Raw genomic sequence first — 13,572 nt, forward strand, 5'->3', positions numbered from 1 at the left:
CGCGGGGTTCTTCATGGGGTCACAATCTCCAACAGCCGTGGCGCAATGGCGTCCAGGGCAAGAATATGGACGGCGGCGTCGATGGCGGCCGCCGCTTTGGGCATGCCGTACACCGCACTGCTGCGCTGGTCCTGGGCGATGGTCACATAGCCCTGCTGGCGCATGAGTCTAAGCCCTTGCGCACCGTCGCGGCCCATGCCGGTGAGCAATACGCCCACCGCGTCGCCGCTCCAGTACCGGGCGACACTTTCAAAAAACACGTCGATGGAGGGCCGGTAGATCTCGTTCACCGGCTCGGCGGTATAGGCCAGGGTGCCGTCCTTCAACAAACGCAGGTGATGGTTGGTCCCGGCCAGCAACACCGTGCCGCTTTGCGGCGTCTCGCCGTGCCGGGCCAGGCGCACCGTGTGGCCCGACACACTGCCCAGCCATGCGGCCATGCCCGCGGCGAACACCTCGTCCACATGCTGGATCAGCACGATCGCCGGGGCAAAGTCTCGCGGCAGGGCCTTGAGCAACACCTCCAGCGCCGCGGGCCCGCCGGCCGACGACCCGATGGCCACCAGGCTCTTGCGCGACACCGCCGCGCGCTGGGCCGTCGGTGCGGGGCGCTCACGCTTGTTGCGCTCACCGATCAGCCAGCCGATGTTGGTGATCTTGCGCAGCAGCGGCGCAGCAGCGTCCGCCGGGTTACCGACGCCCAGGGCCGGGGTATCGACCACATCCAGCGCGCCATGGCCCATGGCCTCGAACACCCGGTGGACATTCTGCTGGCTGTCTCCGGTCACAATCACGATAGCGCATGGGCTGTCGGCCATGATCCGCCGGGTAGCCTCCACGCCATCCATGATCGGCATGAACAGGTCCATCAGGATCAGGTCCGGGGTGTATTCGGCGCAACGCTGCACTGCCTCGGCACCGTTGGCGGCGACCCAGACCAGTTGGTGCGTCGGCTCGAACGCCAGGGCGCGGCGCAGGGCCTCGACCGCCAGGGGCATGTCATTGACGATGGCGATCTTCAAGCGCGTGCCCCTCCGATCAATTCGACCACGGCGTCGAGCAAGGCGTCGTCGTGGAAACTCGCCTTGGCCAGATAATAGTCGGCGCCGGCGTCGAGGCCACGGCGACGATCTTCTTCGCGATCCTTGTAGGACACCACCATCACTGGCAGCGATTGCAAGCGGTTGTCGCGCCGCAACAGCGACACCAGTTCGATGCCGTCCATGCGTGGCATGTCGATGTCCGTGATCAACAAATCGAAATCCTCCGAGCGCAATGCATTCCAGCCATCCATGCCATCCACCGCCACTGCTACGTCATAGCCGCGACCCCGCAACAACTTGCGTTGCAGCTCACGCACGGTCAGGGAATCGTCCACCACCAGGATCCGCTTGCGGGGTGCCTGGGCCTGGTTTTGCCGGGCGATGCGCTCCAGACGCCCGGTATCGAGCAGCTTGTCCACCGACCGCAACAAGTCTTCGACATCGACAATCAACACCACCGAGCCATCGTCGAGCAAGGCCCCGGCGGAAATGTCCTGGACCTTGCCCAGGCGCTCGTCCAGGGGCAGGACCACCAGGGTGCGCTCGCCGATGAACCGCTCCACCGCCACGCCGTAGATCGTCTCGCGCTCGCGGATCACCACGACCTTGAGGGTCTGGCTGCCGTTCTGCGTCGATGGGCGATTGAGCAACTGGCTGGCGGCGACCAAGCCGATATGCCGGCCTTCGTGCCAGAAATGCTGGCGCCCTTCGACCTGGACGATGTCTTCCGGCGCCAGGTCGCACATGCGTTCGATGTGGGCCAGGGGGAAGGCGTACGCTTCACCGCCGACCTCAACCACCAGGCTGCGCACCACCGACAGCGTCAGCGGCACCTCGAGATGGAAACGACTGCCCTCGCCCGCCGTCTGCTCCAGCACCACCGCCCCGCGCAACTGCCGGACCATGTGCTGGACGGCGTCCAGGCCAACGCCGCGCCCGGACACTTCGGTGACTGTGTCGCGCAGGCTGAAACCGGGCAGGAACAGGAAGGTCAGCAGTTCCTCCTCGCTCAGGCTGGCGGCGGTTGGCTCAGGAGAAAGGCCGCGCTCGACGATGCTGCGGCGCACCCGCTCCAGGTCCACCCCGGCGCCATCGTCCGCCAGCTCCAAGACCAGCAGGCCGGCTTGATGAGAAGCGCGCAAGCGGATCAGGCCTTCGGCGGGCTTGCCGGCCAGTACCCGTTGTTCCGGGGTTTCGATGCCGTGGTCCACGGCGTTGCGCAGCAAGTGGGTCAGTGGCGCTTCGAGCTGTTCCAGCACGTCGCGATCGACCTGGGTTTTCTCGCCTTCGATCTCCAGACGCACCTGTTTGCCCAGGCTGCGGCCCAGGTCACGGACCATGCGTGCCTGGCCCGACAGGACATCGGCGAACGGCCGCATGCGACAGGCCAGCGCTGTGTCGTACAGCACCTGCGCCCGCTGGCTGGCCTGCCAGGCGAACTCATCCAGCTCGGCGGTTTTCTGCGCCAGCAACTGCTGGGTTTCGGCGAGCAAGCGGCGAGCATCGCCCAGGGCTTCCTGGGCTTGCAGGCTCAGGGCGTGGTCCTTGAGGTGCAGGTTCAGCTCTTCAAGGGCGCGCAAGCCGGTGCCTTGCTGGCGCTTGAGCCGTTGCATCGCCGCCAGCCAAGGCTTGAGGCGCTGGGTCTCCACCAGGGACTTGCTTGACAGGTCGAGCAAGCTGTTGAGGCGTTCGGCCGTGACCCGCAAGACCCGCTCGCCGCCTTCGGTGACCCGTTTGCGCTTGGGGGCAGGCTCCGTTGCGGCGAGCGGTTCCGGCACGGACGGCTCGACGCTGACGGGTTCGACAGGCGTCTCGATTTTTGTCGGTACCTGCACTGGTTGTTGTGCAGCGTTGGGATCGAGCAGGCGCCCCATCAACGCCACATAGGCGTCGATGTCCGGCGCGCCAACGCTGTTGCCGGGGGTGGCGATGCGCGTCAGCAAGTCGGTGCCTTGCAGCAAGGCGTCGATGTGCTCGGCGCCCAGCACCAGGCGCCGCTCCTGGGCGCTGACCAGGCAATCTTCCATCACGTGGGCCACGCTAACCCCGGCATCCACCCCGACAATGCGCGCCGCACCCTTGAGGGAGTGCGCCGCGCGCATGCATGACTCAAGGTACTCGGCCTGGGTCGGATCGCGCTCCAGGGCCAGCAGGCCGGTGCTCAGCACCTGGACCTGGGCTTCGGCTTCCAGGCTGAACAGTTCCAGCAGCGAGGCGTCGCGCATTTGGTCGGGGGTCATGACAGGCTCCGGGCCACGGCGGTCAGCAACTGTTCTTCATCCAACCAGCGCAAGCTGCGCCCCTTATACGGCAGCACGCCACGGGTGTACTTGCCCGCCGACGGCGACGCGTTCGCCAAAATACGTTCATCGATGGCGTGGATGCCGTCCACCTCATCCACCGGCACCACCACCGGCCCGCCCTTGGCCGCGACGATCAACATGCGCGGCATGACCCGTGTACCGGCCACCGCCGCCGCGCCGGGCTCCAGGTCCAGCAGCTCCACCAGCGACAGGCAGGCCACCAGCGCCCCGCGCACATTCGCCACGCCCAGCAGGGCCCGTGAGCGTTGGTGGGGCAACGAGTGAATCGGCTGCAACGGCGCCACTTCCACCAGGCTGCGCGTGGTCAGGCCCAGCCATTCCTCGCCGAGGCGGAACATCAGCAACGAGCGCGTGACCACATCGTTGTCTACCGGGGCCAGGGACAAATCCCGCTGATCCTGCGGCAAGGCATAACGGTCGAGCAGCCGAGTCGCGGCCGCCGAATACACCGAGCAATTGCGGCAATGAATATGCTCGACCAACAGCGGGCAGGATTTATCGCCATGCACGCCGATGCGGTTCCAGCAATCGTCGATGGCCTGGGCATCGTCATGGGTGATGGTGTAGGAAGCCGAACCGCTCATCGTTTGTGCTCACTGTCTGCCGTGCGCCCGCTGCGGGCGGCGCGTTCCTGCAACCGACGGGCTCCGGCCGCGTCTCCCTGGGAAGCCAGCAGCGCCGCCAGATGCACCAGGGCCTCGGCGTGTTGCGGTTCAAGATAAAGCGCCTTGCGATAAAAACCCTGGGCTTGCAGCGCGCTACCGGCCATGTCGCTGAGCAGGCCCAACCAATAGAACACCTGGGCGTTCGGCGCGTGGCTGCGCAGGTATTCTTCACATGCCGCGCGGGCTTCGGCGCTTTTGCCGCCGTTGGCCAGGGCCGCGATATTGGCCAGCAAGCTCGCGGCGTCGCTGCTCTTGGGTGGGGCAATCGGTGTCACGCTCGCGGCAAACGGCCGCGGCCGAACCACCGGCGGGATGACACGAGGCGCTGGCTGACGAATCGGTAGCGGCGGAGGTATCAAGGCCGGCAACGGTTGTGGCTCCGGCGCCCCCTGACGGCTGAAAGCGAATGATTGGGCAATCCCGATCGAGCGCATGCCCAGGCGCCCCAGCAGGCTGCCTTCGGCAGGGCCGATAAACAGCACGCCGTCCTGATGGGTCAAGCGCTTGAGCACCTCGAACACCTGCTGCTGGGTCGGCTGGTCGAAATAGATCAGCAGGTTGCGACAGAACACAAAGTCGTAGGGGGCCTCGTTCGCCAGCAAGGCCGGATCCAGCAGGTTGCCTACTTGCAAGCGCACCTGTTCGCGCACCCGTTCGCTGAGGCGGTAGCCTTCGTCTTCGGCGTCGAAGTGCCGCTCGCGAAAACCCAGGTCGGCGCCCCGAAAGGAATTCCTGCCGTAACGCGCGTCCTTGGCCCGCGCCACCGACAGCGGGCTGACGTCCATGCCGTCCACCTTGAATTGATGGGGCCCCAAGCCGGCGTCGAGCAAGGCCATGGCGATGGAATAGGGTTCTTCGCCGGTGGAGCACGGCAAACTGAGGATGCGCAGCGCACGCAGGTGCTTGATCTCCGCCAGGCGCTTGACGGCCAGCCTGGCGAGGGTCGCAAAGGACTCGGGGTAGCGGAAGAACCAGGTCTCCGGGACGATCACCGCTTCGATCAACGCCTGCTGTTCCGGGGCCGAATGCTGCAGGGCCTGCCAATACTCATCGGCGGTTCGCCCAGGCACGGCACTGATCCGTTGGCGCACGGCGCGCTCAATGATCGCGGTGCCGACGGAGGTCACATCGAGGCCGATGCGCTCCTTGAGAAAATCGAAAAACCGTTGGTCGTTGTTCATGGCGCTGCCTCGAGGTCGTCGAGGCTCAGCGGCGTAGCAGGAAACAGCAGCGCTCGAACGGATTCGTCGAGCAGGTCATTGACCCGCACCCATTGCAGCAACCCAAGGGCATCTTCGCGGACCGGTCCAAGGTACGGCGCCTGCCGATTGTCCAGGCCATAGGGTTTGAAATCGACCGGATCACAGCGCAGGGTGTCGGTCGCCTGTTCCAGGATCAATCCCAGGACTTGCCCGGTTTGTTGTGTATCGCCTTGATAACGCACCAGCACCAGACGCGTGCTGGTCCGGGGTTCGGCGCTCCGGCCGAACGTCAGGGCGCACAGGTCGATCACCGGCACCACGGTGCCGCGCCAGGCAAACACCCCCGCCACCCAGGACGGCGCCCGGGCGATCGGCTTGAGGGGCAGGCGCGGCAGCACTTCCACTACATCGGTGGCCTGCAGGGCGTAACGTTCGTTGCCGATGCAGAACACCAGGAACAACGTCTGGCGGGCCGTCGCTGCGACGCCACGCCGGGTCTCGAGCTCGCCCATCAGACTTTGAAACGCGAGACGCCGCTGCGCAGCCCCACGGCGACCTGGCTCAGCTCGTCGATGGCGGAGCTGGCCTGGCGCAGGGACTCCACGGTCTGGCTGCTGGCATCGCCAAGTTGCACCAGGGCGTGGTTGATCTGTTCGGCGCCAGTGGCCTGGGCCTGCATGCCTTCGTTGACCATCAATACCCGCGGCGCCAGAGCCTGGACCTGATGGATGATCTGCGACAGTTGCTCGCCGATCTGCTGCACTTCGGCCATGCCACGGCGCACTTCCTCGGAAAACTTGTCCATGCCCATCACACCGGCCGATACCGCGGATTGGATCTCGCGCACCATCTGTTCGATGTCATAGGTCGCTACGGCGGTCTGGTCGGCCAAGCGCCGTACTTCCGTGGCCACCACGGCGAAACCGCGCCCGTACTCACCGGCCTTCTCGGCCTCGATGGCGGCGTTGAGGGATAACAGGTTGGTCTGGTCGGCCACTTTGACGATGGTCACCACCACCTGGTTGATGTTGCCGGCCTTCTCGTTGAGGATCGCCAGCTTGGCGTTCACCAGGTCGGCGGCGCCCATCACCGAATGCATGGTTTCCTCCATGCGCGCCAAGCCTTGCTGGCCAGAGCCGGCGGCCACCGAGGCCTGGTCGGCGGCGGTGGAAACTTCGGTCATGGTGCGCACCAGGTCCCGGGAGGTGGCGGCGATTTCCCGGGACGTCGCGCCGATCTCGGTGGTGGTGGCGGCGGTTTCCGTGGCCGTGGCCTGCTGCTGGCGCGAGGTGGCGGCAATTTCGGTGACCGAGGTGGTGACCTGCACGGATGAGCGCTGGGCCTGGGATACCAGCGAGGTCAGTTCGGCCATCATGTCGTTGAAGCCGGTTTCCACGGCACCGAATTCGTCCTTGCGCGCCAGGTTCAGGCGTCCGCTCAGGTCACCGCTGCGCATGATCTCGAGGATCTCGACGATGCGGTTCATCGGCCCCATGATCGCCCGCATCAGCAGCAGGCCACAGAGTACCGCGACGATCAGCGCGACCAGGAACGACAGGCCCATGGCGACCTTGGCCGCCGTCACCGCATCGCCAATGGTCAGGGTGGCGCTTTGTGCCAGCTCGCGATTGCGCTCGATGATCTGGTTCAAGTGTCCGCGACCGTCGAGCCACGCCGTCGTCAGCTCGGTGTTCAGCGCCAGTCGCGCCCCGTCGTAATCCTTGCGCTGATACAGGTCCAGGACCTTCGCCAGGGCCTTGTTGAAGTCCTGGTGGTTGACCTCGAACTCGTCGAAAGAGACTTGGTCGGCCGGGTCCTGGATCAGTTTTTGATAGTTCTGTATTTCTTCGCGCAAGTGCTGCTCGAAACCCTGGTAGCGGGCCTTGTCCTCGGCGGTGATTTCCCGATTCCCGGAAAGGCCGACGATTTGCTGGGTCAGGACGTAGCTGTCGACCCAGCCGCCGCGGATCATCGAGCTGAAATACACCCCCGGAACCGCATCGGCCCGGACCTTTTCTTCACTGTCCTGGATTTTCAGCAACCGTGAATACGAGACAACCACCATCAGCAGCATAATGGCGATGATCACCGCAAAACTCGCCAGGATGCGTTGGCGCAATGTCCAATTCTTCACAGTAAAACCTCGGGCACTTGAAAATGCTGGGGAGTATAGCCGAGGGCGGCGCGGCGTCTGTATGGCGGCGTGGGAGGATTCTGATTGAGCCGAGGCTCACCGGTACTTGAAGAAATGGAACCCGCCCCTGTGGGAGCGGGCTTGCTCGCGAAAGCGGAGTGTCAGTCAACCATGCTGCGACTGACCGGGCGCCATCGCGAGCAGGCTCGCTCCCACAAGGAATAGCGTTGATGCGGCTTTATACAGTCGCCTGGCGCACCTGTTTTTCCAGTTCCACCTTCAACCCCGGCTCCAGCTTGAGTTGGCGCGCCAGTTCATCGAGGTAGGACTTCTCCATGAAGTTTTCCTCATCTACCAGCATCACGCTGGCGATGTACATTTCCGCGGCCATTTCCGGGGTGCTGGCGGCACGGGCGACGTCGGTGGGGTCCAAGGGCTTGTTGAGTTCAGCATGCAGCCAGTGTTGCAGCTCCTGGTCGTTGTCGAGCTTGGTGAACTCGCCTTCGATCAATTGCCGCTCACGCTCGTCCACATGGCCGTCGGCCTTGGCCGCCGCCACCAGCGCCTTGAGGATCGCCTGGCTGTGCTGCTCGACCTGCGCCGGGGGCACGCGGTCGAGGGTCTGCGGTTCGGTTTTCGGCGCGTTGCCCTGCTGGGCCTGCCAGTTGCCATAGGCCTTGTAGGCGATCACGCCCAAGGCCGCCAGGCCGCCATAGGCCAGGGCCTTGCCGCCGAAGTTGCGGGCTTTCTTGTTGCCCAGCAACAGGCCCATGGCCCCGGCGGCCAGTGCCCCGCCACCCGCGCCGGAAAGCATCCCGCCCAGGTTGCCGGAGCCGCCGAGCAAACCGCCCAGGCCACCGGACGACTTGCCCTGTGAACCGCCAGCCTTGTTCTGCAACATTTCCTGGCCGGACTTGAGAAGCTGATCGAGCAATCCACGGGTGTTCATTTGTTGCCTCCACATTTTCGGGTCAACGTAAGGCCCCCAGCCTAGATCGAAAGTGCCCGACGCCGTTGGCGAGATTGCTTCCAGATGTTGCCTGACGCCCCCAGCGGTGCACGTTCCTTTCCTTCTAAAAAAACGATATACACTCCAGCACATCGATAAATCCGCCCACCGGTACGCGTCCATGATGACTCTGCGTCAGATCCGCCATTTCATCGCGGTGGCCGAAACCGGCTCCATCTCCGCCGCGGCGCAAACGGCGTTCATTTCCCAATCCACCTTGACCCTGGCCATCCAGCAACTGGAGCAAGACATCGGCGTCAGCCTGTTCAACCGCCACGCCAAGGGCATGACCCTGACCCACCAGGGCCATCAATTCCTGCGCCAGGCCCACCTGATCCTGGCCACGGTCGACAACGCCAAGCGCAGCCTGCAACAAAGCACCGACCAGGTGGCTGGCCAAGTCACCATTGGCGTCACCAGCCTGGTCGCCGGTTATTACCTGGCGGACCTGCTGACCCGCTTCCAGCGCGCCTACCCCAACGTGGAGATCCGCGTGATGGAGGACGAGCGGCCGTACATCGAACATTTGCTGGTCAGCGGCGAAATCGACGTCGGGGTGCTGATCCTGTCCAACCTGGAGGACCGCCACGCCCTGCAGACCGAAGTCCTGACGCATTCGCCGCACCGTTTGTGGCTACCGGCGCAGCATCCCTTGCTGGAGCACGACAGCATCCACCTGGCCGATGTGGCCCGCGAGCCGCTGATCCAACTGAACGTCGACGAAATGGACCGCAACGCCCAGCGCCTTTGGCGCGGCGCCGGCCTGCAACCCAGGGTCACCCTGCGCACCGCCTCGACCGAAGCAGTGCGCAGCCTGGTAGCGGCGGGGTTGGGCGTGTCGATCCAGCCGGACATGACCTACCGCCCCTGGTCGCTGGAAGGCGACATCATCGAAGCGCGACCGATTGCCGACCTCAACCAGACCCTCGACGTCGGCCTGGCCTGGCGCCGGGGCACGGCGCGACCGGCGTCGGTCGACCCGTTCCTGGCGGTGGCCCGGGAACAGCCTCATGGCGGACGCAAGCCATCTATTTAATCGAATGCAGCCTTGAGTATTTCGAATTTGTCGGCATTGAGGCTGAGCACTAGTCTTGCTGCATCGCCGCAATCCATTGTGGGAGCGAGCCTGCTCGCGAAGCGGTGATACAGATAGACCGCTATCGCGAGCAGGCTCGCTCCCACAGGTTTTATGTTGTAACTGATAGCAGTAGTCACCTCTAAAAAAGAGAAGGCGAACATGGCTGGCACGCAAACCCCGTTGTGCACCGCGTTGCTGATCGACGGGGAACTCGTTCCCGGTGAAGGCGTTGTCGAGCCGATCCTCAACCCGGCCACCGGCGAAGTCGTGGCTCACATCGCCGAGGCCAGTACCGAGCAGGTGGAAGCCGCGATCCTCGCCGCCCACCGCGCCTTCGACGGCTGGTCGCGCACCACGCCACAGCAACGCTCGAACCTGCTGCTGGACATCGCCAGCGCCATCGAACAGAACGCCGATGAGCTGGCCCGCCTCGAAGCCCTGAACTGCGGCAAGCCGCTGCACCTGGCGCGCCAGGATGACCTGAGCGCCACGGTGGATGTCTTTCGTTTCTTCGCCGGTGCCGTGCGCTGCCAGACCGGCCAGCTCAGTGGCGAATACCTGCCCGGCTATACCAGCATGGTGCGCCGCGACCCGATCGGCGTCGTGGCGTCCATCGCGCCGTGGAACTACCCGATCATGATGGCCGCCTGGAAAATCGCCCCGGCCCTGGCCGCGGGCAACACATTGGTATTCAAGCCCTCGGAGCACACGCCGTTGTCGATCCTGGCCTTGGCGCCGATGCTGGCCCGGCTCCTGCCACGGGGCGTGATCAATATCCTCTGCGGCGGTGGCGAAGGGGTGGGCAGCCATCTGGTCAGCCATCCTAAAGTGCGCATGGTTTCGCTGACGGGCGATATCGTCACCGGGCAGAAAATCCTCCAGGCAGCCGCAAAAACCCTCAAGCGCACACACCTGGAACTGGGCGGCAAGGCGCCAGTGATCGTGTGCGACGACGCCGATATCCAAGCCGTGGTCGAAGGCGTGCGCACCTACGGCTATTACAACGCCGGGCAGGATTGCACCGCGGCGTGCCGGATCTACGCCCAGGGCGGAATTCACGACCGGCTGGTGGCCGAGCTCGGCGCGGCGGTCAGCAGCCTGCGCTTTGCCGGCAAGCGCGACGCCGACAATGAGATCGGCCCGCTGATCAGCACCCGCCAGCGCGACCGCGTGGCCAGTTTTGTCGAGCGCGCCCTCGGCCAGCCGCACATCGAGCGCATCACCGGGGCGGCGGTGCATTCCGGTGCTGGCTTCTATTACCAACCCACCCTGCTGGCCGGCTGCAAGCAAAGCGATGAAATCGTCCAGCGCGAGGTGTTCGGCCCGGTCGTGACCGTGACCCGCTTCGACGAACTCAGCCAGGCGGTGGAATGGGCCAATGATTCGGAATACGGCCTGGCGTCCTCGGTATGGACCCAGAACCTGGACAAGGCCATGCAGGTGGCGGCGCGGTTGCAATACGGCTGCACCTGGATCAACAGCCATTTCATGCTGGTCAGCGAAATGCCCCACGGCGGCCTGAAACGTTCCGGCTACGGTAAGGACCTGTCCAGCGATTCGCTCCAGGACTACAGCGTGGTGCGCCATATCATGGCCCGTCACGGCCAGCATCTCTAGATAACAGCACTACTCTAATAACAGGCCAACCATGGCGTTTCATCCTGTTCGAACACTGCCCCGACCATAATTAAAGCAAGAGGGATTTCCATGTACGCGCACAAGACCGCATTGCTCAGTGCACTCACCACAGCGCTGCTGACCAGCGTCAGCCTCCAGGCCGCCGAGCCGCTCAAGGCCGTCGGTGCCGGCGAGGGCCAACTGGATATCGTCGCCTGGCCGGGTTACATCGAACGCGGAGAAAGCGACAAGGCCTACGACTGGGTCACGGGGTTCGAGAAGGAAACCGGCTGCAAGGTCAATGTGAAAACCGCCGCCACGTCCGATGAAATGGTCAGCCTGATGACCAAGGGCGGCTACGACCTGGTCACCGCCTCGGGCGACGCCTCGTTGCGGCTGATTGCCGGCAAGCGCGTGCAGCCGATCAATACCGCGCTGATCGCCAACTGGAAAAACCTCGACCCGCGCCTGAAAGATGCGCCGTGGTACGTGGTCAACCAGCAGACCTACGGCACCCCGTACCAATGGGGCCCGAACGTGCTGATGTACAACACCGAGGTGTTCAAGCAAGCGCCCACCAGTTGGAGCGTGCTGTTCAATGCCCAGGAATTGCCCGACGGCAAGCCGAACAAAGGGCGCGTGCAAGCCTACGATGGTCCGATCTACATCGCCGACGCGGCGCTGTACCTCAAGACCGCCAAGCCTGAACTAGGCATCAAGGACCCGTACCAACTCGACGAAGCCCAGTACAAGGCCGTGCTGGAACTGCTTCGGGCCCAGCAGCCGTTGATCCACCGCTACTGGCACGACACCACGGTACAGATGAGCGATTTCAAGAACGAAGGCGTGGTGGCGTCCGGCGCCTGGCCCTATCAGGTCAACGGCCTGATGAACGAGAAGCAACCGATCGCCTCGACCATTCCGAAAGAAGGCGCCACCGGCTGGGCCGACACAACGATGCTCCACGCCGAGGCCAAGCACCCCAACTGCGCGTACAAGTGGATGGACTGGTCGCTGCAACCGAAAGTCCAGGGTGACGTGGCCGCGTGGTTCGGTTCGTTGCCAGCGGTGCCGGCGGCGTGCAAGGGCAGCGAGCTGCTGGGCGCCGAAGGCTGCAAGACCAACGGCTTCGATCAATTCGACAAGATCGCCTTCTGGAAAACCCCACAGGCCGAGGGCGGCAAGTTCGTGCCGTACAGCCGCTGGACCCAGGATTACATTGCGATCATGGGTGGGCGTTAAACCCCAGCACATAAATGGGAGCGGCCCTTGTGGCGAGGGAGCTTGCTCCCGCTGGTGTGCGAAGCACGCCCAAAACGGACCGACGCGGTATTAGCTGACACACCGCATCGCCTGGTTTTGGGGCGGCTGCGCCACCCAGCGGGAGCAAGCTCCCTCGCCACGGGATCGCCTGCCAATCGTTGAGATTTCATACCCGCCCCGCTTTCTGGAGCCCCGCACCATGACGCTTGCAGTCCAGTTCACCCAGGTATCCCGGCAGTTCGGCGATGTAAAGGCCGTAGACCGGGTCTCCATCGACATCCAGGACGGCGAGTTCTTTTCCATGCTGGGCCCGTCCGGCTCGGGCAAGACCACCTGCCTGCGGCTGATCGCCGGGTTTGAACAACCCAGTGCCGGCTCGATCCGCATCCACGGAGAGGAAGCCACGGGGCTTGCGCCGTATCAGCGGGACGTCAACACGGTGTTCCAGGATTACGCCCTCTTCCCCCACATGAACGTGCGCGACAACGTCGCCTACGGCTTAAAGGTCAAAGGCGTCGCCAAGGCCGAGCGCATCCAGCGCGCCGACGAGGCCCTGGAGATGGTCGCCCTGGGCGGCTACGGCGAACGCAAGCCGGTGCAGCTCTCCGGCGGCCAGCGTCAACGGGTGGCCCTGGCCCGTGCGCTGGTCAATCGGCCGCGGGTACTGTTGCTCGATGAGCCCTTGGGCGCCCTGGACCTGAAGCTGCGTGAACAGATGCAGGGCGAGTTGAAGAAACTGCAGCGCCAGTTGGGCATCACTTTCATTTTCGTCACCCACGACCAGACCGAAGCGCTGTCGATGTCCGACCGCGTGGCGGTGTTCAACAAGGGCCGCATCGAACAAGTCGATACGCCACGCAACCTGTACATGAAACCGGCGACCACCTTCGTCGCCGAATTCGTCGGCACCTCCAACGTGATTCGTGGCGAATTGGCACGGGAACTGAGCGGTTATCCACAGCCGTTCTCGATCCGTCCGGAACACGTGCGTTTCGCCGAGGGCCCGTTGGCCAATGGTGAGGTCGAAGTCCACGGCCTGCTGCACGACATCCAGTACCAGGGCAGCGCCACACGCTATGAGCTGAAACTTGCCAACGGCCAGACCCTGAACCTCAGCCAGGCCAACACACAGTGGCAGGACAACGCAGCCCCGCACCAGGCCGGCCAACAGCTGAGCGTTCGCTGGGCCCGTGAGGCGATGGTCACGCTGCACGACGCCGTCAGTGGCGAGGTGTGA

Annotated in this window: 11 protein-coding genes; 4 read left to right on the top strand and 7 right to left on the bottom strand. The window is 64.3% G+C overall.

Features of this window, described 5'->3' with window-relative positions; genetic code table 11:
• Positions 1-11: 11 nt before the first annotated feature.
• The 7 genes from HU767_RS06935 to HU767_RS06965 all read right to left on the bottom strand — a co-directional run bounded on the left by HU767_RS06935 (position 12) and on the right by HU767_RS06965 (position 8,317).
• Entirely contained in the window at positions 12-1,022 is a 1,011-nt protein-coding gene (locus HU767_RS06935) for a chemotaxis response regulator protein-glutamate methylesterase (RefSeq protein WP_186728960.1), read from the bottom strand.
• Entirely contained in the window at positions 1,019-3,283 is a 2,265-nt protein-coding gene (locus HU767_RS06940; RefSeq protein ID WP_186728962.1) for a hybrid sensor histidine kinase/response regulator, read from the bottom strand. The genes HU767_RS06935 and HU767_RS06940 overlap by 4 nt, the downstream gene beginning before the upstream one ends.
• Positions 3,280-3,951, bottom strand: coding sequence for a chemotaxis protein CheW (locus tag HU767_RS06945; protein ID WP_186705462.1), 672 nt, complete (start codon positions 3,949-3,951; stop codon positions 3,280-3,282). Before HU767_RS06945 ends, HU767_RS06940 begins: the two co-directional genes overlap by 4 nt.
• A complete protein-coding gene (locus HU767_RS06950) occupies positions 3,948-5,213 on the bottom strand; it encodes a protein-glutamate O-methyltransferase CheR (RefSeq protein WP_186728964.1) in 1,266 nt (421 codons plus the stop codon). Before HU767_RS06950 ends, HU767_RS06945 begins: the two co-directional genes overlap by 4 nt.
• Entirely contained in the window at positions 5,210-5,746 is a 537-nt protein-coding gene (locus HU767_RS06955) for a chemotaxis protein CheW (protein WP_186705460.1), read from the bottom strand. Before HU767_RS06955 ends, HU767_RS06950 begins: the two co-directional genes overlap by 4 nt.
• Positions 5,746-7,368, bottom strand: coding sequence for a methyl-accepting chemotaxis protein (locus tag HU767_RS06960; RefSeq protein WP_186728966.1), 1,623 nt, complete (start codon positions 7,366-7,368; stop codon positions 5,746-5,748). The genes HU767_RS06955 and HU767_RS06960 overlap by 1 nt, the downstream gene beginning before the upstream one ends.
• Positions 7,369-7,606: 238 nt before the next feature.
• Positions 7,607-8,317, bottom strand: a complete 711-nt coding sequence (locus HU767_RS06965) for a tellurite resistance TerB family protein (RefSeq protein ID WP_186705458.1) — start codon at positions 8,315-8,317, stop codon at positions 7,607-7,609.
• Positions 8,318-8,498: 181 nt separating this feature from the next.
• Between HU767_RS06965 and HU767_RS06970 the strand changes: the two genes are divergently transcribed.
• The 4 genes from HU767_RS06970 (at position 8,499) to HU767_RS06985 (ending at position 13,572) form a co-directional block, all read left to right on the top strand.
• A complete protein-coding gene (locus HU767_RS06970; protein ID WP_186705457.1) occupies positions 8,499-9,413 on the top strand; it encodes a LysR family transcriptional regulator in 915 nt (304 codons plus the stop codon).
• Between the two features lie 201 nt (positions 9,414-9,614).
• Positions 9,615-11,072: a gamma-aminobutyraldehyde dehydrogenase gene (locus HU767_RS06975; protein ID WP_186705456.1), complete on the top strand. Its 1,458-nt coding sequence runs from the start codon at positions 9,615-9,617 to the stop codon at positions 11,070-11,072.
• A 90-nt stretch (positions 11,073-11,162) separates the two neighbouring features.
• Complete coding sequence (gene ydcS, locus HU767_RS06980; RefSeq protein ID WP_186705455.1) at positions 11,163-12,314, top strand: putative ABC transporter substrate-binding protein YdcS; 1,152 nt, start codon at positions 11,163-11,165, stop codon at positions 12,312-12,314.
• Positions 12,315-12,534: 220 nt separating this feature from the next.
• Positions 12,535-13,572 carry an ABC transporter ATP-binding protein gene (locus HU767_RS06985; RefSeq protein ID WP_186705454.1) on the top strand — a complete coding sequence of 346 codons (1,038 nt, stop codon included), beginning with the start codon at positions 12,535-12,537 and terminating at the stop codon, positions 13,570-13,572.

It is taken from the genome of Pseudomonas sp. SWRI179 (assembly GCF_014268705.1).
GTDB classification, from domain to species: Bacteria; Pseudomonadota; Gammaproteobacteria; order Pseudomonadales; family Pseudomonadaceae; genus Aquipseudomonas; species Aquipseudomonas zanjanensis.